The following is a 21,926-nucleotide window of genomic DNA, read 5'->3' as shown; positions in this document are numbered from 1 at the left end:
AAAATGCAAGAACTTTCCCTGTCTTCCAAACTGAAGTACATTTTTTCCATTCCTGTCATCATTTCCGCTTTAGGATACTTTGTAGACATCTACGACTTACTGCTGTTCGGTATTGTAAGGATTCCCAGTCTGAAGGCGTTGGGCTTGAATCCGGATGTCGACGGAACTTTTATTCTGAATGCTCAGATGGTCGGTCTGCTGATCGGAGGAATCTTTTGGGGAATTTTCGGCGATAAGAAAGGAAGGCTTTCGGTACTGTTCGGTTCTATTCTGGTGTATTCTTTATCGAATATTGCCTGCGGTTTTCTGCCTTATTTTCCAAAAGAGCATCTGGTGTACCAATATGCCGGATTAAGGTTTATCGCAGGGATTGGTCTCGCCGGAGAGCTCGGAGCCGGAATTACGCTGGTTTCTGAAAGTCTGCCGAAGAGTTTAAGAGCCATCGGCACCTCCGTTGTTGCCGGTTTTGGTCTGATGGGTGCTGTGGTTGCCCAGCTCACCGTGGAACTGGCGGGCGGATGGAACATTTCCTACATCATTGGAGGTGTATTGGGAATTATGCTGCTGTTCCTGAGAATCAGCGTTTCTGAATCCGGGATCTACAAAAACATAGAACATCAATCGGTTTCCAAAGGGAATTTTCTTTCATTCTTTACCAACAAAAACCGTTTGATACGATATTTAAAATGTATTGCCGTCGGGCTGCCGACCTGGTATTGTATCGGGATTTTAGCCGTTTTGGCCAACCAGTTTGCGCCGGAAATGGGGATTGAAAATCTGAATCCCGGAAAGGCGATCATGTGGGCTTATGTTGGAATTTCCGTCGGTGACTTAGCCAGCGGGTTTATTTCCCATCTTCTGAAGTCTCGGAAAATGGCTATTTTTTATATGCTCGTGTTTACCATCGTCGGGGTGGCCATTATGCTTTTCGGGAATACCGATTCGGAGACAAAATATTATATGTTCTGTGTTTGGCTGGGTCTGGGAACAGGATATTGGGCCATGTTTGTTACCCTGGCCGCCGAGCAGTTCGGGACGAATATCAGGAATACAGCCACCACCACAGTTCCGAATATGGTTCGCGGGCTGGTGCCGGTAATGATCTTTACATTCGATCTTTTTAAAAAGGATTTTTCAGTGATCATCAGTGCGGCATTGGTAGGACTAATCGTCTTCGGACTGGCATTCTATTCGGCCCTTACCGTATCGGAAACGCATGATAAAGATCTTGAATTTGTAGAATAATTTCTGGTGTTTAAGAAATATTTAAAACACCTTTTACGTTATACTGCTAATAAGTACAAGAAGATAAACAAATTATCAAATTTCATATTAAATTATGCTTTGAATAATTTATATTTGTTTAACTTTGAAAAATCACTAAATTGTTTAATCTCAAAACCAAATCACAATGCAAAATTTTTTAAAGAACGCAAAAAAGCTTAAGAAAGCAGATCTTAGAAGCATTACAGGAGGAGTAGGTGGAACACCGGATCTGTCTCAATGCAAGTGCAGCTGTACAGGAGCCGTTACCGGACCTAAATACTGCTCATCTTATATTTCCTGTCCACAGGTAATTACCTGCTAAAACAGAATTATTTCAACTAGAAATAAACATTTCCACATTTAATACGCAAAAGCCTTTCGGTTCTCCGGAAGGTTTTTGTAATGATAAGCAAGCCTTATTTATGAGTTGGTAGCGATGGTACACGAAATCCGCGAAGAATTTAATTACGATTATATTTTTTAGATTTACCAAGCTGTTTGCACTTACAAGAGCCGGCTGTATAACATCAGATTATTTTACATAAAAGATAATCAATCATCAATCATCAATCATCATTCATATATCCTTAAAGCTCTTATCCGTAAGGTGTTCAAACCTTCTGTTTTTGGCTTCCCCGATTTTCTGTCTGGTATAAATGCTGTTGTTCCCGGAAAAGAGGTAGGAGACTACACAGGCAATCGCTACATATACGCCGCATTCGGCACCAAACAATTCGATGCCCATGAGTGTACAGGCAAGTGGGGTATTGGTAGCTCCTGCAAAAACGGCGACAAATCCCATCCCTGCCAGTAAACCGTACGGAAGCGGAATAAACAGAGACAATGCGCTTCCCAACGTGGCGCCAATAAAGAACAGCGGGGTAACTTCTCCGCCTTTAAAACCAGCGGAAAGGGTAATGATGGTAAAGATCATTTTTAACGCGAAATCATAGAAGGGGAGTGGTTGTTCAAAAGATTGGAGAATCGTCGGTATTCCCAACCCGATATACCGGGTCGTTCCCATCACAAAAACAGCGGCTGCCACAATTATTCCGCCGATGACCGTGCGGAGCGGAGGATATTTTACAGTCGATTTAAAATACCGGCCGGTCCTGTGAAGCAACTTGCTGAAAATAGCCGCGCAGATTCCAAAGACAATGCCTGCCAGAATACTGTATATAAACGGCAGAAACTCAAGCTTTGGAATGATATCAATGTGATAATGGGTATGTCTGGCTTTCCAGAGATTAGTGACCACATCTGCTAAAACAGCGGAGGCAAACGCCGGAAAAATAGCATTATAGCGGATCCTTCCGATCAGGAAAACTTCCAGTCCGAAGACCGCTCCTGCCAATGGTGTGCCGAAAACCGAACCAAATCCCGCAACAATTGCGGAGATAAGCAGGACTTTCCGGTCGTTTTTATCAAGCTTAAAAGGTTTGGTAAGCTGATCCGCAATCGCTCCGGCCATCTGCAGCGCAGTTCCTTCGCGGCCTGCCGATCCGCCGAACAAGTGCGTAGCAATCGTTCCCACGTAGACGAACGGTGCCATTTTCAGAGGAAGGGTTTCTTTCGGCTCGTGGATGTTTTCGAGGAGCAGGTTATTTCCGGCTTCCACATCTTCGCCAAAATAATGATAAAGAGCACCGACCAGAAATCCCGCTGCCGGTAAAAAAGCAATGATCCATTGATGGCTTTCCCGAAAATCCGTTGCCCATTGCAGAGAAGCAAGAAAGCCTGCGGAAGCGGTTCCTACCAATGCGCCGATCATCATGCTGATCAAAAGCCATTTGACGATATACGGAAGTGACGGATATTTCCTGAAGAAAAATCTCAGATGAAATTGAAGGGTTGTACTTAAAGTTCGCTGACGTTTAGACATGATTTTCCTGATCAAATTATGGTTGATAATCTATTAATCAGGCGTCATCAGCCCGTTTGAAAACAGGCGGTTGGGGAAGGAAGAACACCATTTCCTTTTGTAAGGCAAAGATAAAAATTATTTTTAATTTTTATAATGCATCGCCTTGTCAATTTCAACAGGATTATTGTACTTTTTGATGACCTCCTGCATGTTTTTAACCTGAGCATTCAGTTCATCGACGGTAGAGATCTGTGTTCCGTTGATGTTGATGTTCAAGGTGTCATTTTTAGTGAAATTTGTTCTTTCAAAGGAAAAAGGGTCATTAAAAAATTCTGTTAAAAGCTTTTGCCTTAGTTTTTCAGTAATAGGAATTGCTTTATTTCCAAAATTGGATTCAAGAAAGTTCTCTGTGTGATACGTATCCGGCAGTTCCTGACTTTTAATGAGATTATAAATGAAATTTTTCTTTGTATCATAAATTTCGAAAACCAAACCCGGAAGTCCGGAAAATTTGAAAGGTCCTTCATTAAAAGGAATTTCCCTGCTGAACCAGGCTACCCAATTTCTTCCTCCAAACGTTGCAGTCGCCTTTTGCAGCGTATATTGCTGGACCTGTTTGGTTTCGCCGGAGATCTTCCAGTTTATTCTGTCGGTGGTTTTAAATGAATAATATCCAAATTTAATATTGATAAAATTTTCATTTTCAGCAGTATTTGTTTTTCTCTTTACTACTTGTCCGGTCATATCAATATGCTTGTTATCCATATTTCCAAACTTTTTATTCAGGGAATCGGCAACCAACAGGTTTCTGCCATAAAATTTGACTTCTTTGGAATTGATGTCCAGAATCATGTTGTATTTCTGGTAATCTGTATCGGTAGAATCCATTTTCCACTGAAGTTCGTAGATAAACCGGTGTGTCTGTGAATTCAGGCTAATAATAATCAATAGACAAAAAAAGTGAAGCGTTTTTTTCATGGTTCATCTTTTTGATCGGATTTCAATTAAAATAAGAATGTTCAGAAATATGTTCTTTACTTATTTTAATGCTTTCGAACATATTCTTATCACTCGAATCCTGCTCTAAAAACCAATACTGAAGACCTGCTTTTTCACGGTCTTTAAAAATTCTCTCAAAATCAATGGTCCCGTTTCCGATTTCTGCAAAATCTTTTGAGCCGGCTTTCATGTCTTTTACATGCCACAACGGAAATCTTTTCGGATATTTTTCGAAATAAGATAGCGGATCGATTCCTGCTTTTGCCATCCAGTACAGGTCGAGCTCCATTTTTACGAGATCCGATGAAGAATTATTTAAAATAAAATCATAGACATTCTGTTTCTCATTAAATTTTTCAAACTCAAAATCGTGGTTGTGATAAGCAAACTGTATTCCCGCAGTTTTCGTAATTTCCCCCGACGTATTAAATAATTCCGAGAGCTTCTTATAATTTTCAAGGGTTCTTTCTTCAGGAAACAGATAGGAGCAAACCATGTATTCTGCACCGATGAAATCGAGATCTTCTACCGATTTTTTCCAGTTTTCCAATAAGGTTCCCTGCTCTTTGTGAAGCAGTCCGGTGGTGTGATGCGAACTGATCACCTTCATTCCCGTATTTTTCAGGATCGACTGAAATTCATTCCGGGTCTTTCCGAAGAATGTTCCGTTATAACCGTAGATTTCCAGTCTGGTAAAGCCTAATGCGGCAAGTCGTTCCAGCGTTTTCTCCAGATCTTGGGAAATGGCATCGCGAACAGTGTATAATTGAATAGCCAATGTTTTTGTATTGCTTTTAAAATTGGACGTTCCACAGGCATATAATCCCAGGAAGCCCAGTGAAGATAGTTTGATAAAATCTTTTCTTTGCATGCTTATAAAAACGGTTTCATTTCATCTTCAATCTGCGTCCTTAGCTCCATTAGCCGGATCGCATACTGTTCCTTCTGCTTTTCCTCTTCGGTTTCGGGGATCCATTTGGGAACAGGAAGTTTTTTGCCGTTTTCATCCACCGCTACAAAAACGATGATGCAGTGGGTTTTCTTATCGAATATCGGCTGTTTCAGGTTTCTTGAAGATACGTTGATGGAAATGTGCATGCTGGAAGAGCCGGTATAAATTACCTGTGCTTCCACTTTTACCACTTCCCCGATCTTGATCGGCTCATAAAACCGGATGCCGCCCACATAAACGGTTACGGAATAGTTTCCGCTCCAGGTGGTAGCGCAGGCATAACCCGCCTGGTCGATCCATTTCATTACACTTCCGCCATGTACGTTTCCTCCGTAATTTACATCCGAAGGTTCTGAAATAAACTGAAAGGTAACCGGTTTGTTGTCCATTCTCAAAAAATTTGACTAAAGGTATTTATAATTTTTAAAACTTTGAATTAAATCTTAATTTTGGAAACTGAAAAATAAATAAACTGCTGAAAATAATAATGAAAAAAGTATTTTACCTGAAGACCTGCGATACCTGTAGAAAGATTTTAGCCCAGTTTGATCTTACTGGTTGGGAAGTTCGGGAAATCAAGAAAGAACCGGTTACCGAAGATGAACTTGCCGAAATGTATGAGAAAACAGATTCGTACGAAGCACTGTTTAGTAAAAAATCCACCCAGATCAAGCAGAGAGGACTGGATGTAAAATCTCTGACGGAGAATGATTTTAGAGATTTACTGCTTGATCATTATTCGTTTCTGAAACGTCCGGTTTTCATCACCGATGACCAGATTTTTGTTGGAAATGATAAGAAAAATGTGGAGGAATTGAAGGCTTTTTTTGGCGTAGAATAATTATCTGAATTCAGAAATCGGTACAGACCTCATAGGTTTTCAAAACCTATGAAGTTTTACTGCAAGTAATAAGCACTTCTGAAAGACCGGAAGTTTAAAAAAACTGCATCCTTTTTTCTTTTCTACTGATAATGAAGATCTGTCCGAATGCTGTAAAATAAAAAAGATACAGTGCTTCGACAGGCTCAGCATAAAATTCCAAGCCGGAAATAGCTCCTAAAAAAATAAAACCTACAACGGAGCAGGTTTTACAGTATTTTGAACGCTAAAACTTTGTCAAAGATTTTGAACTTTGACAAAGTGAAGGTAAGTGTTTATACAAACGGTGCTTTCACCACTTTGGCAGGAATATTTTTATTTCTTACCTGGATAAAGATTTCAGAACCCAGCTTGAAGTGAGGCTTATCAACATAGGCAAGACCTAAACCTACTTTCTTCATCGGAGACTGGGTACCGGAAGTTACTTTCCCGATAACGTTGCCTTCTGCATCAACCACCGGGTAGTCGTGTCTTGGAACCCCTTTGTCGGTCAGTTCAAAACCAACCAGTTTTCTGGTTACCCCTTCTTCTTTCTGCTTGGCAAAAGTTTCTTTGGAAACAAAATCCTTGTCGAATTTGGTGATCCATCCCAAACCGGCTTCGATCGGGGAGGTAGTATCGTCGATATCGTTTCCGTACAGACAGAACCCTTTTTCCAGACGTAAGGTATCTCTGGCAGCCAATCCGCAAGGAATGATTCCTTCTTCGGCACCGGCCTCAATGATCGCATCCCAAAGCTTTACGGCATCCTCATTTCTGAAATAGATTTCAAAACCGCCGCTTCCGGTATATCCTGTGTTGGAAATGATGATGTCATTTACGCCCGCCACAGCACCTACGGTAAAATGATAATAAGGAATTTCGGAAAGATTGGTTTCCGTGAGCTTCTGAAGAATTCCGGTTGCTTTAGGCCCCTGAACGGCCAGTAATGACATATCGTCTGAAGCGTTCGTCATTTTGGCTCCGAAGGTATTGTATTTGGAAATATGATTCCAGTCTTTATCGATATTTGAAGCATTAACCACCACGAAATATTTGTCGTCTTCCATTTTGTAAACGATCAGGTCGTCCACAATTCCTCCGTTTTCATTCGGAAGACAAGAGTACTGAGCTTTTCCGTTTTCAAGAGCGTCTACGTTGTTGGTAGTCACGTACTGTAGAAGTTCTTTGGAACCTGCGCCTTCAATAAAAAACTGCCCCATATGGGAAACATCGAACAGACCTGCCTTTTCTCTTACGGCAAAATGTTCTTCTGTAACTCCGGAATATTGTACAGGCATTTCAAATCCTGCGAAAGGTACGATTTTAGCGCCTAAAGATACGTGCTTGTCGTACAATGCTGTTTTCTTCATGTTTAATTTTTATATTTATTTCTTTATTTTAAAACTGTCGAAAGCTTCGTTGAAAAGCTTCATGTAATTGCCGTTCCAGTATTTCTGCCCGCAGTTGATGGTGATCAGGTACAGGTCTTTGTCTTTCTGAAAGACTTTCGTAATCCAGACCAGCTTTTGCTTCTCGTCAAAATATTCGTAAAGATATTCGGTATAGCCTTTTTTTCCGCTCCTGGCTCTGATTTTACTTTCGTCATCGGAGGATTTGTATAAGGCAAGGATAAATTTTTTGGTTTCCGTCTTCGGAAGGTTCAGGTCGTGATATTCCGAGATGGTAATGGCTCCGACTTCGTTGCCGGGGAAAATATTGATGATTTTGTTATCATCCGTTACTTTCCAGCCTTCCGGAAGCGTAATGGCGTAACTGTCGTTTTCATAGACTTTCGTCGGAACCGACTGGGAAAATAACAGCGATCCCATAAACAGCAATAAGGCTGCAATCTGTTTTTTCATCGGTTTGAAAAATGGTGTTTGTATTCTTCCAGGATAATCTTGAACCACTCCGTAAAAAGTTCCGGCTGCTCCGTCATTTCCTGATCCAGTTCTTCCATGGAAATATAGCGTACTTCTTCCACTTCATCGGTATTCAATAAGAATTCATCTTCAAAAATGCCGGTAAAAACATGGTCGAGCTCATGTTCCCAAAGCCCGTTGCCTACATCTGCCTTGTAAATAAAATGGAATTTCTCTGAAAGGTCAGCCTCAATTCCCAGTTCTTCCTTTAGCCTTCTCCAGGCCCCTTCAAGATAGGTTTCCCCGGTTCTGGGGTGCGAACAGACGGCATTGGTCCATTTCAGCGGGGAGTGGTATTTGCCGGAAGCCCTTTTCTGAAGCAGCATTTCGCCTTTCCGGTTGAATAAAAAAACGGAAAAAGCACGGTGCAAAAGGCCGTTTACATGAGCCTGCTGCTTTTCCATAAGGCCCAGAACTTCATCTTCGGGATTTACTAAAACTACAAATTCTTCCATTTCTACAAATGTAAGTGTAATAAATGTATTTTGGAAATTTTTGGTAAAACATCATATTTTTTGAACAATCAGGGTCTTGGGTAAGATGGAGTGCTAATAATTAGTTACAGCTTATCCGGCATTGTTTTACATCGAGGATTTATAAATAAAAAAAGCCGTTTTACCTAAGTAAAACAGCCTGTTGTAAATATTTAAAAAAAGAATTATTTCACGTCTTTCCAGATGTTCCTGTGAAGGGTTTCGATGGTTTTTTCTTTAATTAAAAACTGATCCGGACCTTTAATATCCGTAGTTTCTCCATGGCTGTACGTCATTAAACTGTAATTCACAGTTACCGTATCTCCTTTCTGCTCGAAATTCAGGTATTTGAAATCTGAAAAATTAGAAGAGGAATTCGGAGCCTGGTAGAAATTCTGTGCGATCAGCTGTTCCGCAGCAGCATCTTTTCCAAACCATTTTTTTACCAGATCTTTCTGCTGCTGAGAGCCCTGTTTTCCAAGACCCAACGCAGTCGTAAGCCCGCAATTTTCACCTTTGCAGTTGGAACCTCCAAGTCCGCTGTATAATGCGGCAATAGCCTGTAAAGGTTCTGAAAGCTTTTCAATATCCTTGGTGTTAATACTTCCCGGAGTCGATTTGGATCCGGTGATTAACTGATAGGTTTCTGTTTTGGTCTGCGCTTTCATTTCTTCCGCGGGAACGGTATCTTTTTCCTGTGGGGTGATGGTTACGCTGTCAGAGTTTTGGGAAACCGTTTCCTGTGATTTGTGGTTTTTGCTGCAGGATAAAAGAACGGCTGTACAAAATCCCAGAGTCAACAGTTGAATTTTCATTGTCAATTTTTTACATTTCAGCACCAACAATAGTACCAAATAGATGATAAGGGATAATTTCACCTGATAAAAAAAATTAATTGAAATCCTTCAAAAGAGGATTGGCCATTGAATAATATTCATAAAATACATCTTTTTTAAGTAAAGTTTAATATAAAGGAAGTTTAACGAGCCTTTTTGCCGTAAAAACCCTAACTTTGCGATTCAAATTTTTATGATGGAATTAGAATACATAGATCACTTGAGTCCGATTCTGAAGGACGGCGTAAAAAATTATTTAATTGATATCGACGGAACCATTACGGAGGATGTTCCGAATGAAGAACCTGAAAGAATGGTGACCTGTGAGCCTTTTCCGGATGCCCTTGAAACCATCAACAAATGGTACGACGAAGGCCACCAGATCTGCTTCTTCACTTCAAGAACCGAAAACCTTAAGCAGATTACCATCGACTGGCTGGATAAGCATGGTTTCAAATACCACAGCGTATTGTGCGGAAAGCCGAGAGGAGGAAACTACCACTGGATAGACAACCATTTGGTAAGAGCTACAAGATACAAAGGAAGATTCACCGATCTTGTGGAAAAGCAGGTAACGATTGAAGTTTTCAAGGAAGAAGAAGAGTAAAAAAATTATCGTGAGGATTAAACGATTAAATATTGCAGCAGCAATTATTGATCTTTAATTTTCCCAATTTATTAAATCAATAAAAAGTTTTATGAAAGTTTTAGCAAACGACGGCTTGGATCAATCCGGTATTGATGCGTTAACGGAGAAAGGTTTTGAAGTAATTACAACCAAAGTTCCTCAGGAGCAGCTGGTGGATTACATCAACGAACATAAAATCCGTACGATTTTGGTGCGTAGTGCAACGCAGGTACGCAAAGACCTTATTGACAGCTGCCCATCGATCGAGATTATCGGCAGAGGAGGTGTAGGAATGGATAATATTGATGTAGACTATGCAAGAGAAAAAGGAATTCATGTAATCAATACGCCTTCGGCTTCTTCAGAATCCGTTGCCGAGCTGGTTTTTGCGCATTTGTTTTCAGGAGCAAGATTTTTGCAGGACTCCAACAGGAAAATGCCTGTGACAGGAGATACTGAGTTTGCGTCCCTTAAAAAAGCATATGCTGCGGGGATCGAACTGAAAGGCAAAACCATCGGAATTGTTGGAATGGGAAGAATCGGGCAGGAGGTTGCTAAAATTGCTTTAGGATTGGGGATGCGTGTAATCGCTGCCGACAGCAACGTCGGAAAGGCAAGCATTAAAGTAAAATTCTACAACAACCAGTTCATTAACGTGGATATTGAAACGGAACCGCTTCAGGACGTGCTGAAACATTCGGATTTTATTACGCTTCACGTTCCGGCCCAAAAGGACGGATATATGATCGGCAAAAGCGAATTTGAAATCATGAAAGACGGGGTAGCCATCGTAAACTGTTCCAGAGGAGGAGTGATTGATGAAGCTGCGCTGATCGACGCTTTAAACTCAGGAAAAGTAAAGTTTGCCGGCCTTGATGTTTTCATCAACGAGCCTATGCCTTCCAAAGAAATCCTTACCCATCCGAAAATTTCCATGACTCCGCATACAGGTGCTTCTACGCTGGAAGCCCAGGACCGGATCGGACTTTCGCTGGCAGAACAGATTTCCAGCATTTTACAGATTCACTAAGAATTATTTAATATTTAAAATAATAAAGCACTTCGTTTTTGAAGTGCTTTTGTTATTTATAAGCTGTTTTTGCTTTTCAGTAAATCACGGATTTCCGCAAGCAGCTTCTGGTCTTCCGTTGGTCCTGCAGGAACTACCGGTACCGGTTCCGGCTTTCTTTGAAGTTTATTAATTGCCGTAATCAGAAGAAACAGCACCATCGCCACAATAAAGAAGCTGATAACCGCGGATAAGAAACTTCCGTATTTTACACCGTTCCAGGAAAGTTCGGCAATGTTTTTTACATTGGCTTTCTCCAGCGCCGGATTCAGCAGCAGAGGCGTGATGATGTCATCTACAAATGATTTTACAATGGCACTAAATGCCGCTCCAATGATTACCCCCACCGCAAGGTCAAGGACATTTCCCTTAAAGGCAAATTCTTTAAATTCTTTTACAAATCCCATAACGTATTTTTTTAATTTATTATTCCGAAAAAATAAAGGTTTAAGGTACAAAAAAAAATTAATTCTTTTGTTTATGATATAAAATTTTAGTGGCATATTGTAAAAAATCAACTTTATTCATACCACAAGGCTATTCTTTTTAGCATTAGTTTTCGTAAATTGCTAATGAAACACTAATAGCATTCAAAATATGAAAATCTTCACAGCAGAGCAAATTCAAAAGGGTGATCAGTATACGATAGAACATGAACCCGTGCTTTCCATACAGCTCATGGAGCGGGCCGCAGAAGCCTGTGTAAACTGGATTTCCGAAAACTGCAAAAACCACCGGAATTTCGCCTTATTCTGCGGCAGCGGAAACAATGGCGGCGACGGTTTCGCTATAGCACGGATGTTGTACCAGAAAGGTTTTGATATCGATGTATTTACCAATTCCAGGGCAAAGTTTTCTTCAGATGCGCAAATCAATTTCAGAGATTTAAAAGAAATTTCGGGAATTACGGTAAGGGAATTCAAAGAAGCGAAGGACTACCGTTTCGACAGCAGGACCGTCATCATTGATGCGTTATTCGGAACCGGGCTTTCTAGGCCGTTGGAAGGAGAATTGAAAGACCTTATCGGATTGTTAAATACAAAGAGCAATATTAAAATCTCAATCGATCTTCCTTCAGGACTTTTTGCCGATTCTGTTTCTCCGGAAAACGCCATTATTTTCCAGGCTGATTATACCTTGAGCTTTCAGCTTTGGAAAAAGACATTCCTTCATCCCGAAACCGGAAAGTTTGCCGGAAAAGTACGGATTCTGGACATCAACATCAGCGAAGATTATATGGCCGAAACGGAAACGGAAAACTTTGTGATCAATAATAAAGCCGTCAAACAGATTTTCAGGCCGAGACAGGAATTTTCCCACAAAGGCACGTACGGAAAAGCCATCATTGTCGGAGGAAGCTATGGCAAAATAGGAGCGGCGGTTTTATCAACAAAGGCGGCATTGAAAACCGGTGCGGGCCTTACTTTTACTCTTGCTCCGAAATGCGGCTATGAAATTTTGCAGGCTTCCAACCCGGAAGCAATGTTTATCGAAGGAGGTACGGATCTCGTCAGCCATATTGAAATCGATGAGCATGCTGTTTACGGAATCGGCCCTGGACTGGGAACCGGTGAAGAAACGGTAAAAGCCTTTCTTGATTTTCTTAAAAATCATGCAAAACCTTTGGTTCTGGATGCCGATGCACTGAATATGATCTCCCAGGATCCTAAGAATATAAAGCTGATCCCAGAGAACTCCATTATCACCCCGCATCCCAAAGAATTTGAACGGCTGTTCGGAGCTACGGAAAATTCTTTTAAACGGGTTGAGCTAGCCAAAGCCAAGGCACAAGAGCACCATTTATATATTGTATTGAAAGATCATCATACTCAGGTCGTGACGCCGGAAGGGAAGGTGTTCTATAATATTACAGGAAATTCGGGACTGGCAAAAGGCGGAAGCGGCGATATCTTAACGGGAATTATAACTTCATTTTCCGCACAGAACTATTCGCAGGAAGAAGCGGCTATTCTAGGAGTCTGGTTTCACGGCCGGGCCGCCGAATTCGCTTCGGAAAAATACTCCAGGGAATCGATGCTTCCTACCGATGTCATCCATGAATTCGGAAATGTTTTCACGGAACTGAACAGCCTGGTGGTAAAAGCGCTGTAATGATGGTTGTTAAGATATTTAATTCATCCTCTTTCTGAACCAAATTGGTCAGCATATTTTTCAATAAAGCACTGAATTTACCAATAAAAATGATTCTTCGGACATTCATCAAAGTTTAAAAAATCGGCTTAAAAGCAGATTAATATGAATAAAAAAAGGCAAGTTTGCATTGATACAAACTTGCCTTTTTTTTATTTTGAATTGAGTCTTACTCAGGTTTCTCGTTTTCCGCCTGCGTAATTCTGAATTTTTTAGAAACAATCATGATGATGACTCCGGCGATCATGAAAGGAATGGATAAAATCTGTCCGGTATTCAGTCCTCCGAACTGGATGAACTCGTCTCCCTGAGGCTCTTTCAGGAATTCCACGAAGAAGCGGATGGCCCAGAGAATAATGAAGAACAACCCGAACAGCCACCCCTGCTGGTATTTTTTATTGGTTTTTCGGTACAGGATCCACAACAGCACGAAAAGACAAACGTAGCCGAAAGCTTCAAACAACTGTGACGGATAACGCGGAACCGTTACCCCATATTCGCTGCTCTGCTGTGGGAACAACAATGCGAAAGGCGAATTGGGATCGGCCGGCTTCCCGATGATTTCCGAGTTGAAGAAGTTTCCTAATCTTACAAAAGCACCACCCAAGGAAACCACGATTCCCAAACGGTCATATACCCAGAACGGATTTTTTTTGATGATTTTAAATGAATAATACAATGTTGTCAGGATCAGGGCGATCGTAGCCCCGTGGCTTGCCAGTCCGGAAAATCCTGTAAATTTCAGTCCGTTTTTGGTGCTGATCGGTAAAAATACACTCCAGAAGTCTTCTTTGAAAAGTTCCGGCTGGTAAAAAATCACGTGTCCCATTCTTGCCCCCAGGATCGTTCCGATCAATGTCCATGTGAAAAGCGGCTCCAGGTATTTCTGGTTAACGTTATCGATCTTGAAAATCCTGCTCATCAGAACATATCCGAAACCGAAAGCAAAGATGAACATCAGACTGTAGAAGTGAAGGGTAACAGGCCCTAGCTGGATGCCTTTGGAAGGATCCCAGATTTTGAAAGGGGTTTCAAGACTTACCTGATCAGCCTCCGTAATCGGTTTCTGTGTTTTAACCGCATATTTAAAAGTATCGATGTTTTCGCTTGTTGCAGGCGTATCGATCAGCTTAAAGTTTTTATCCAGAAACTGATAATGCACCATTTTAAATTTAGCCAGTGTCGCCGTACTGTAATTCACGTAAGCCGGTTCGAAATTGGATTCATTAAGAATAACCAGTACATTTTCTTTAATCGGCTTATCGGCAAATTCATTGAGGTCCTGAATTTCCGTGGTAGAATAGATCTTTACTGGAACATTGGCTGAATTTACATGTAAGGTTCCGTCGGACAGGCCGTCCGGGTAATTCTGCGCAAAAAGACATTGGGTAATCAGCGCAAAAATGACGAGATACATTCTGAAAAAAATATTATTCATTTCTATTTTTTTAATAGTTTGTTTATTTAAATGTTAGTTTTTTGGTGGCACGGGATCATATCCGCTTCCGCCCCAGGGGTGGCATTTTGAAATTCTTTTTACACCCAGCCAAAACCCCTTAAAGATACCGTGAACTTGCAGTGCTTTTACCATATAGTGGGAACACGTCGGCTCATAACGGCAGTTTTTGGGAAGCAGCGGCGAGATAAACCATTGGTAAAACCGGATCAGGATTACCAGAGGAAAAGTGATTATTTTATTGAATGTAAGTTTCAAAACAATGCAAAAATAGGGTAAAAAATTGAAAATTAGTTTAAATTTGTTAGAAGTTTCAGGGCGGTAAAGGTCTGTTCACCGGAGAAATTACGGTGTTTGTCGATTTACGGATCCTGCCGAAATAAATCCTGAAAACCGTTGCTGTTTTTGAATACGGCCATTAATTTTAACTACTTTAAATCTGAAAAATTTTGAATCAAAATATTCCATTAGCTGAAAAACTGAGACCCAAAACCCTGGATGATGTTCTTGGGCAGGAGCACCTTACGGGAGAGCGGGGAACGATCAGGAAAATGATGCAAAACAATTCCCTGAATTCCCTGATTTTCTGGGGCCCACCTGGTACAGGAAAGACAACGCTGGCTGAAATCATTTCCGAAAACTCGGGCCGGAAATTTTATAAGCTTTCTGCCGTTTCTTCCGGAGTGAAAGACGTCCGCGATGTAATTGAGGATGCAAAAAAGCAAAACCTATTTTCCGGAAAATCACCGATCTTATTTATCGATGAAATCCACCGTTTCAACAAATCCCAGCAGGATTCCCTGCTTCACGCCGTAGAAAAAGGCTGGATTGTCCTGATCGGTGCTACCACGGAAAATCCGAGCTTCGAAGTGGTTTCTGCTTTACTGTCTAGAAGCCAGGTGTATATTTTAAAGGCTCTCACTTATGAAAAACTGGAAGAGCTGATAGACATTGCTTCTGAAAGATACAATCAGGATGAAAACACTTCTTTTAAAATTGCTGAAAAAGAAGCCTTCATCCAATATTCAGGAGGGGATGCCCGCAAGCTCATCAATTCGGTGGAGCTGGTGCTGAATCAGTTTAAAAATTCCGGAAAAAAGGAAATCAGCAATGAAGATGTCCTGGAGGTTTTACAGGAAACCATGGCGCTGTACGACAAAAACGGGGAACAGCATTATGATATTATTTCAGCCTTCATCAAATCCATGCGGGGAAGTGATCCCAACGGAGCAGTGTATTGGCTGGCCCGCATGCTGGCCGGGGGTGAAGATATTAAGTTTATCGCGAGGAGAATGCTGATCCTGGCTTCGGAAGACATCGGCCTGGCCAACCCGAATGCATTGGTGATTGCAAACAACTGTTTCCAGGCAGTAAATGTAATCGGAAATCCGGAAGCGAGAATTATCCTGAGTGAGACCGCCGTTTATCTGGCTGTTTCCCCGAAAAGCAATTCAACGTATATGGCCATTAATGAAGCACTGGCTCTGGTAAAGAAAACCGGGAATCTTCCGGTGCCGCTTCACCTGAGAAATGCACCGACCAAACTGATGAAGGACCTGGATTACGGAAAAGAATACAAATATGCCCATTCGTATGATGGGAATTTTGTAGACCAGGATTTTTTACCGGAAGAAATTAAAAATGCTAAACTGTATGAGCCCGGTAACAATGCTACCGAAAAGAAAATCTACGAGGAACTGAAAAAGAAATGGAACGGTAAATATTAAAAGGAAAAAGGATACTCAACTGAGTATCCTTTCATTTATAGGTTTTAAGCGATTACTTTTTTGTCATTACAGAAACTGCTTTGCTTCCTTTGTTGTCAACCACCTGAACATTGCTCAGCAGGTCTCCGTATACCAGGGTGTCCGTATTGGCAAATTCATACCCGTCGATTAATACAGGAGTGTTTTTAGCCAGATTGTATTGTGCGTTAAGATCAGACAAAGCCAATCGGTCCAAAGTGCCTAATCCAGCTTTTAGTTTATATTCTACCAATCCGTTTGCTGCGATCGCATTGAACTTTTTCAGATTTTGAGGAAGTTCAGCTGCCGATTTAAAAGTACGCGAGCTCTGTACATAACCTTTAAGGTTTGTACTGAACATATCTACTGTTCCAACAATATCATTGGCAACTGCAAAACGTGTCGAGGTATTCTTCTGAGCAAAAAGCGTTGCTGAAGACAATAATAAAAAAGAGTAGAATAATTTTTTCATAATGGTTTGGAATAAGTAACTATTAAAAACGTGATAAATATAGGTATTTTTTGCAAAATGTAAACAAAATTTTATAATAATATGAATATCATCCGGAAATACTTTAGTTTGTTATCTCTTCAGAATCAGTGTTTTCATCTTTTTTTTCCACCATGTTCCTTATCATTCTTTTGATTCTTTGGAACAGGAATGAGCTTAGCAATAAGATGATTCCGAGAATAATAAAGGCAGTAATCCTCGACACATTATCCATTTTCCATACGTCGTAGGAATAGAGTTTAAAAATCATCACCGCAATAAGCGCAAAGCCGATCTTGCTGTATTCCGCAACGTCACTTTTTAAGCCTTTGTAAAGGAAAGCGCTTGCCAGCACTGCCCAGATAATCGGGAGGTACAGAAGGCTAAAATGTTTGGTCAGCGGAGACAGATCTGAAATGTTTCCGGCATTGAAAAGAATATACATATTATACAGTTCACCGCTAATGGCTGTAACGATGGCCAGGGAAACCCACCAATACGAAAGTTTTATTTTCAGGAAACCCGATCGTGGCAAAATGGTCAGCAGTACAACAATAAACGGAATCCAATACAAAAGGTACATCACATAAAAGGCAAAAGGGACTAGTTGTAAAAGATGATCCGACACGATTCCCGTGCCGGAAATCAATGTATTAAAAATAATCAGTGCAAAAAATACATAAAGAAGCACTGCTTCGAGAATGGTATTGATCTCGAGTTTTTTTCTGAATAATAAAATGATAAAAACAAAATACAGGCTGTATAGCATCGCGGTACTGAAAATAACAATCCAGGGCTTTTCTGAGATCTGGTAAACGATTTCCAGCAAAAGGGCAACATAAATCACACTATAGCTGATTATAGTGAAAGCGTTTTCAAATAAACTGCTGTTTTCATCCTTAAAATCTGACAGTTTTCTCAGCAGTACTAAGTTTACAAAAGTGGTGATCACCGTTACTGCACTTGTCAGGAATATAGGGTTGAAAATTATAGGAAGATTCTTAGCATCCAAATATTCGGCCCACGTAACCAGCTGGGCAATAATCACCAGGGGAAACAGAATATAAAAGCATATTTTAAAAATACTGAGATTTGTTTTTTTCCAGATAAACAGCAGAAGGGTAGCTTCAATCGCCCAAACGCTCGTTATTAAATGGGTCTTGAACTGTAAAGCAACGGCAGCGGTAAAAAGGCTTACTGTAATCCCTGCGAAAACGGAATAGTTAATTCCGAAGTTCTGTTTTGAATATTCCCTGTACAGCAAGCCCAGGTTTACCAGTGCAAAAATTACAGGAAAAATAATCACCGGTTCATATCTCAAAGTTTCAAAAATATAGACCAGTCCGGTAATGCCCGTGAAGTTGATCAGCACAAGCATGAGAATATCATAAGGAAGCAGTGTGTTTTTCTTAAAATAATTCTGTAAGGCAAACAGATAGAAGATAATATAAGTAACAATGTAAAAGTAGACGCTCTGTATTTGCGTTTGGTCCGCCGTCCAGGAAGCAAGGTACACCGCCGTAAAAATAAAGGAGATCCAGCCTACGCTTTTCCAGTTTTTAAGATAGACTACAGCCAGCATCCCGATGTTTAAGACGGTAAGATAGGTGAAAAGAAAAAAGTAATTGCTTTCCCCTGAGCTGATCATGAGAGGAGCGAGAAACCCTCCGAATAAAGAAAAAATATTCAGGATTTCGCTATTGTAGGAGTACGAAAGCACAATACACAGTAAGGTTATGAAACAAGTAACTGAAAAAGCAGTTGTTTGTGAAAACAAATGGTATTCCCGGAAAGCGATGGTGATCGTAAAATACAAAACGGCAATCCCGCCTCCGGTAATGATGGAAGCAAATGCTGCGTAGTTTTTCCGGAGAAAATGGCCGGTTCCCATGATCAAGGCACCTGCCAGAAATCCGATGCCGACCCGAGATGTCTCACCAATCCAGTTTTTGTCGATCGCATATTTCACGAAATAGCCGATGCCGAGGACCAATGTGAAAATCCCGATAATAGTTAAGGCATTCTGCTTTAAAAATTCGAATACCGGTGCAAGCCAATCTTTTTCCTGTGGAACCTTATTTTCCGTTGTGCTTGAAACTGAAAGTACAGGAATTTTCTGTGTTTCTGTAATTATAGCAGGATCAGCAGTTTCTTCAGCTACGCCGGAATATCTGGACAAACCTTCTTCGTTTATTTTACGGTTCAGTTCGGCAATTTCCCGTTCCAGTTTCCTGATTCTTTCATTGTAATTGTTGAAAATACAGATTACCAGTATGGTTATAGTGATGATTGCGTACGCCATTTCAAATCATTAGGTTATCAAATATAATCAAATGTTTACAGCAATAAAAAATTAATCCACTATACATGGTATAATGGATTAAAATTAAGATATAGTGATTAACACGGTTAGTAATTAAATTGTAAAAAATTTGTTTTGATAAAATAAATTTAGTTTGATACTTTATAAATATAGAAAGAACTTGTACTGGTACCTAGTATATTACCATCCAGCAATGAAGATCCGGTAAGACCGAAAGAAATCTTATCGCCTGCCTGTAAAGGATACAGGGAATTCACATTCGATTCTGAAATTGTCAGACTGAGAAGTCCTAAATTTGCTCCACTGAAAGATCTGCTGTCGATCAGCGTAGATACTCCGTTTCTGGTTCTTACCAACCCTACGCCCGGGGAATTGGTTAATAAAGCGGCCTGAATCCCCGTACCGTACCGGAAATTGAATCCGATAGCGTATACACCAGTACTAGGTACGGTGTACGTATTGTCCACGTCCGAAAATACAGCAGTAGAACCTACGGTTCTTTCCGCGTTGACGAAGTTTACCGATCTGAATCCTGTAGGGAAAATCCCTAAAGAAACCAAGGTAACTCCGGATGTTTTGCGGGCAGAGTAGACGGATGCCGCCACGCCGGTTGTTCCTCCCTGAGTCGCCAGGTCTGCGATAAGCTGAGGGTTTACCTGTGATACCTCAAAGTCTCCACCTGTGTTCTGATTAATGGCCAGGATCTGGTATCCTGTGGTGGACGCTGCTGTCGGAGCCTGCCGGATTTTTAAATTTCCGTTCACATCCAGGGTAGCCTGCGGGGTAGTGGTGTTGATACCCACTCCGTTCTGAGCCGCAAAAGGAAGTGCCATTAAAGCTAAAATGGCACTGCAAATTTTAGTTTTCATGTTCATAAAAATTTAATTTAGTTAGAGGTTTATTCTCAGATAGTTTTTCACAAAATATTGCATCAAATATTATGCAAAATATCATTTTTAATTAAATTTTTTTAGTTTTTTTTAGCTTTATTAGTAATAATATTGATTATATAATGTTTTTATGTTGATTTATTTCTATAAAATAATATTTATCCATAATTAGAGAAATATGAAAATAGGATATGATTTTAAAGCCCTGTTCATGGGATATGAACAGGGCTTTAAAATTGATTAGAATCATAATCAAAAAATTGAATTATTTTAACCGTATATTGAAGAGGTTGGGATTCATATTGTCTGATGAGAAATTTTGTCAGCTTTTTAAAAGGAATTCCTTGTAATTTCCTAAAAAGCCGGTGTCAGTGCCCAAAGCTGCCAATTCTTCCAGGGCGTTTTGGTGCAAGGCCGATTCCCATTTGCCGACAATGGTGATGAAAAAGAAATAATTTCCAAGTCCCGTTTTCAGGGTTCTGGATTCTATTTTGCTGAGGTTCATCTTCCGCCAGGCGAAGACAGAAAGCACCTGGTGAAGCCCTCCGGCATGGTCTTCCGGGAGGGTGATCAGCAATCCTGATTTTTCACCCAGGATCTCCAGGGCATCATTGGTATATTCTTCTTGTTGTTTTGATATAATAATAAATCTGGTATGGTTTTGCTCAATATCCTGGATATTGCGGTGAATGATCTGCAGGCCGTAGAGATCTGCCGCAAACTGGTTGGCGACGGCCGCCAGGTTTCGGTCCGGGTTTTCGGAAATATGTTTCGCTGCTGCTGCCGTTGAAGAATATTCCTGTTTCGGAATTTCCTTAAAATGGGAATCCAGAAAATGAAAGCTCTGCGCCAATGCCTGCGGATGGGAATAAATTTTCTCCAGATGTTCGGTATCGCAGCCGGGATAAACCATCAGGTGATGGGCAATCGGCATAACAGCTTCCGCTTCAATCCTGATGCCCGGAGTTTTATACAGGTAATCCAATGTCATGGAAACCGTTCCCTCAATTGAATTTTCCAGGGGAACAACAGCTTTATCTACTTCTCCGCGTTCAACAGCATGGAAGCAGTCTAAAATATTGCCCTGCGGCAAAAGTTCTTCCTCCGGGAAAAGCTGGCTGGCGGCAAGCTGGGTAAAACTGGCATGCGGGCCTAAAAATGCGATCTTCATGAAATCTTTCTTTTAAATGATAATATGCTGAAAAGAATGCAAGGTAAGTATATTCTTTCTGTTCAGCGTTTTCTGATGGCTAAATTACAGACTTATTTAATGTTAATTCAATCATAAATCTTTTATTCAAAGTAATTTAATGATGAAAAAAGTAAAAATACGGAAGCGTTCAGAAATTTTAAATAAAGCTTTCCATTGATAGAATATAACCATTTAATCTAATAGTAAAGGTTGATAGTAATATAGTAACAAAAGAAACTTCCGGCATCCAGCTTCCCTCTTCCGGCCTTAAGTTTAAATTATTTATTCCAGTGAGCCTCAATCAGCTCCATGAGATAGTCCGGGCATTTGATGACTTTATTGGTTTGGGCATCCAGGAAAAAGAGGGTAGTGGCAGCTTCGGTAATTTTTATATTTTTTTCGTTAAAAATTTCATATTCAAACTCAATTTTTACGCCTGGAATTTTTTTTATGTAGGTATGGATTTCCAATTTTTCATCATAAAACGCAGGCTTTAAATACTTAATTTTATACTCTGAAACAGGCAGCCAAATTCCTTGATTTTCAATCTCATTATATGACATCCCAATGCTACGGAAGAGTTCTACCCTTCCAATTTCGAGGTACTCTGCGTAGTTGCCGTAGTAGACGTATTTCATGGGGTCTGTCTCTCCGTAACGTACTCGTAATGAGTGTGTTGTGTGTATCATGCTAGTAGCTTATTTATACATACAAATATATTTTTAAATAATCAATAAGTGCAATATTTTTTTTTAAAATAAAAATTATGGACCTTTGTCATCCTTCTAAAAACAATACTAACAAAAGA

At 40.4% G+C, this 21,926-nt stretch carries 23 protein-coding genes and 1 riboswitch; of the genes, 7 read left to right on the top strand and 16 right to left on the bottom strand.

Going from position 1 to position 21,926, the window contains the following annotated elements; translation table 11 throughout:
• Window positions 1-3: 3 nt before the first annotated feature.
• Window positions 4-1,245: an MFS transporter gene (locus QE422_RS15150; RefSeq protein WP_307460127.1), complete on the top strand. Its 1,242-nt coding sequence runs from the start codon at window positions 4-6 to the stop codon at window positions 1,243-1,245.
• Between the two features lie 166 nt (window positions 1,246-1,411).
• Window positions 1,412-1,588: a hypothetical protein gene (locus tag QE422_RS15145; protein ID WP_307460124.1), complete on the top strand. Its 177-nt coding sequence runs from the start codon at window positions 1,412-1,414 to the stop codon at window positions 1,586-1,588.
• Window positions 1,589-1,843: 255 nt separating this feature from the next.
• Here the strand turns inward: QE422_RS15145 and QE422_RS15140 are convergent, their stop codons facing one another.
• The 4 genes from QE422_RS15140 to QE422_RS15125 all read right to left on the bottom strand — a co-directional run bounded on the left by QE422_RS15140 (window position 1,844) and on the right by QE422_RS15125 (window position 5,470).
• Window positions 1,844-3,148 carry a voltage-gated chloride channel family protein gene (locus tag QE422_RS15140; RefSeq protein WP_307460122.1) on the bottom strand — a complete coding sequence of 435 codons (1,305 nt, stop codon included), beginning with the start codon at window positions 3,146-3,148 and terminating at the stop codon, window positions 1,844-1,846.
• A 31-nt stretch (window positions 3,149-3,179) separates the two neighbouring features.
• A riboswitch (Fluoride riboswitch) is annotated at window positions 3,180-3,252 on the bottom strand.
• Window positions 3,253-3,271: 19 nt separating this feature from the next.
• Window positions 3,272-4,108, bottom strand: coding sequence for a GLPGLI family protein (locus QE422_RS15135; protein ID WP_307460120.1), 837 nt, complete (start codon window positions 4,106-4,108; stop codon window positions 3,272-3,274).
• A gap of 22 nt (window positions 4,109-4,130) precedes the next feature.
• On the bottom strand, window positions 4,131-5,000 hold the full coding sequence (locus QE422_RS15130; RefSeq protein WP_307460117.1) for a sugar phosphate isomerase/epimerase: 870 nt from the start codon (window positions 4,998-5,000) through the stop codon (window positions 4,131-4,133).
• Window positions 5,001-5,002: 2 nt separating this feature from the next.
• Window positions 5,003-5,470 carry an acyl-CoA thioesterase gene (locus tag QE422_RS15125; RefSeq protein ID WP_307460115.1) on the bottom strand — a complete coding sequence of 156 codons (468 nt, stop codon included), beginning with the start codon at window positions 5,468-5,470 and terminating at the stop codon, window positions 5,003-5,005.
• 98 nt (window positions 5,471-5,568) lie between these two features.
• Here QE422_RS15125 and QE422_RS15120 point away from each other — a divergent pair, with 98 nt between their 5' ends.
• Window positions 5,569-5,922 (top strand): arsenate reductase family protein, encoded by a 354-nt coding sequence (locus tag QE422_RS15120; RefSeq protein ID WP_307460111.1) that lies wholly within the window; start codon window positions 5,569-5,571, stop codon window positions 5,920-5,922.
• A gap of 314 nt (window positions 5,923-6,236) precedes the next feature.
• On the opposite strand, the gene gcvT is transcribed toward QE422_RS15120, so the two are convergent.
• From gcvT to QE422_RS15100, 4 genes are all read right to left on the bottom strand, one after another.
• Window positions 6,237-7,313 (bottom strand): glycine cleavage system aminomethyltransferase GcvT, encoded by a 1,077-nt coding sequence (gcvT, locus tag QE422_RS15115; RefSeq protein WP_307460107.1) that lies wholly within the window; start codon window positions 7,311-7,313, stop codon window positions 6,237-6,239.
• Window positions 7,314-7,328: 15 nt separating this feature from the next.
• Window positions 7,329-7,805 carry a hypothetical protein gene (locus QE422_RS15110; RefSeq protein WP_307460104.1) on the bottom strand — a complete coding sequence of 159 codons (477 nt, stop codon included), beginning with the start codon at window positions 7,803-7,805 and terminating at the stop codon, window positions 7,329-7,331.
• Window positions 7,802-8,320 carry an isopentenyl-diphosphate Delta-isomerase gene (idi, locus tag QE422_RS15105; RefSeq protein WP_307460102.1) on the bottom strand — a complete coding sequence of 173 codons (519 nt, stop codon included), beginning with the start codon at window positions 8,318-8,320 and terminating at the stop codon, window positions 7,802-7,804. Before idi ends, QE422_RS15110 begins: the two co-directional genes overlap by 4 nt.
• Before the next feature lie 203 nt (window positions 8,321-8,523).
• Window positions 8,524-9,153, bottom strand: a complete 630-nt coding sequence (locus tag QE422_RS15100) for a hypothetical protein (RefSeq protein WP_307460100.1) — start codon at window positions 9,151-9,153, stop codon at window positions 8,524-8,526.
• A gap of 217 nt (window positions 9,154-9,370) precedes the next feature.
• On the opposite strand from QE422_RS15100, the gene QE422_RS15095 reads away from it, so the two are divergent.
• Both QE422_RS15095 and QE422_RS15090 read left to right on the top strand, forming a co-directional pair.
• A complete protein-coding gene (locus tag QE422_RS15095) occupies window positions 9,371-9,781 on the top strand; it encodes a phosphoheptose isomerase (protein WP_146941924.1) in 411 nt (136 codons plus the stop codon).
• Window positions 9,782-9,872: 91 nt separating this feature from the next.
• A complete protein-coding gene (locus QE422_RS15090) occupies window positions 9,873-10,832 on the top strand; it encodes a D-2-hydroxyacid dehydrogenase (RefSeq protein ID WP_307460098.1) in 960 nt (319 codons plus the stop codon).
• Window positions 10,833-10,888: 56 nt separating this feature from the next.
• Here the strand turns inward: QE422_RS15090 and mscL are convergent, their stop codons facing one another.
• Entirely contained in the window at window positions 10,889-11,278 is a 390-nt protein-coding gene (gene mscL, locus QE422_RS15085) for a large conductance mechanosensitive channel protein MscL (protein ID WP_307460095.1), read from the bottom strand.
• 190 nt (window positions 11,279-11,468) lie between these two features.
• Here mscL and QE422_RS15080 point away from each other — a divergent pair, with 190 nt between their 5' ends.
• The gene (locus tag QE422_RS15080) at window positions 11,469-12,983 is read left to right on the top strand and encodes an NAD(P)H-hydrate dehydratase (protein WP_307460092.1); all 1,515 of its coding nucleotides are present in this window, start codon (window positions 11,469-11,471) and stop codon (window positions 12,981-12,983) included.
• 208 nt (window positions 12,984-13,191) lie between these two features.
• Here the strand turns inward: QE422_RS15080 and lgt are convergent, their stop codons facing one another.
• Together lgt and yidD are read right to left on the bottom strand one after the other, a co-directional pair.
• Window positions 13,192-14,040 carry a prolipoprotein diacylglyceryl transferase gene (gene lgt / locus QE422_RS15075; protein ID WP_307462381.1) on the bottom strand — a complete coding sequence of 283 codons (849 nt, stop codon included), beginning with the start codon at window positions 14,038-14,040 and terminating at the stop codon, window positions 13,192-13,194.
• A 453-nt stretch (window positions 14,041-14,493) separates the two neighbouring features.
• On the bottom strand, window positions 14,494-14,736 hold the full coding sequence (yidD, locus tag QE422_RS15070) for a membrane protein insertion efficiency factor YidD (protein WP_307460090.1): 243 nt from the start codon (window positions 14,734-14,736) through the stop codon (window positions 14,494-14,496).
• Window positions 14,737-14,927: 191 nt separating this feature from the next.
• Here yidD and QE422_RS15065 point away from each other — a divergent pair, with 191 nt between their 5' ends.
• Entirely contained in the window at window positions 14,928-16,205 is a 1,278-nt protein-coding gene (locus QE422_RS15065) for a replication-associated recombination protein A (RefSeq protein WP_307460087.1), read from the top strand.
• A gap of 52 nt (window positions 16,206-16,257) precedes the next feature.
• Here QE422_RS15065 and QE422_RS15060 read toward each other — a convergent pair whose 3' ends face one another.
• The 5 genes from QE422_RS15060 to QE422_RS15040 all read right to left on the bottom strand — a co-directional run bounded on the left by QE422_RS15060 (window position 16,258) and on the right by QE422_RS15040 (window position 21,807).
• Complete coding sequence (locus QE422_RS15060; protein WP_307460084.1) at window positions 16,258-16,695, bottom strand: hypothetical protein; 438 nt, start codon at window positions 16,693-16,695, stop codon at window positions 16,258-16,260.
• Window positions 16,696-16,798: 103 nt separating this feature from the next.
• Window positions 16,799-19,015 carry a DUF2339 domain-containing protein gene (locus tag QE422_RS15055; protein WP_307460082.1) on the bottom strand — a complete coding sequence of 739 codons (2,217 nt, stop codon included), beginning with the start codon at window positions 19,013-19,015 and terminating at the stop codon, window positions 16,799-16,801.
• Between the two features lie 149 nt (window positions 19,016-19,164).
• Window positions 19,165-19,905: a hypothetical protein gene (locus tag QE422_RS15050; protein WP_307460080.1), complete on the bottom strand. Its 741-nt coding sequence runs from the start codon at window positions 19,903-19,905 to the stop codon at window positions 19,165-19,167.
• Between the two features lie 343 nt (window positions 19,906-20,248).
• Window positions 20,249-21,097 (bottom strand): prephenate dehydratase, encoded by an 849-nt coding sequence (pheA, locus tag QE422_RS15045; RefSeq protein ID WP_307460077.1) that lies wholly within the window; start codon window positions 21,095-21,097, stop codon window positions 20,249-20,251.
• Window positions 21,098-21,396: 299 nt separating this feature from the next.
• Entirely contained in the window at window positions 21,397-21,807 is a 411-nt protein-coding gene (locus tag QE422_RS15040) for a thioesterase family protein (RefSeq protein ID WP_307460074.1), read from the bottom strand.
• Window positions 21,808-21,926: the final 119 nt, after the last annotated feature.

It is taken from the genome of Chryseobacterium sp. SORGH_AS_0447 (genome assembly GCF_030818695.1).
Lineage (GTDB): Bacteria > Bacteroidota > Bacteroidia > Flavobacteriales > Weeksellaceae > Chryseobacterium.
Note: the sequence above shows the minus strand (reverse complement) of the source record. Positions and strands in the feature narration are given on the sequence as shown.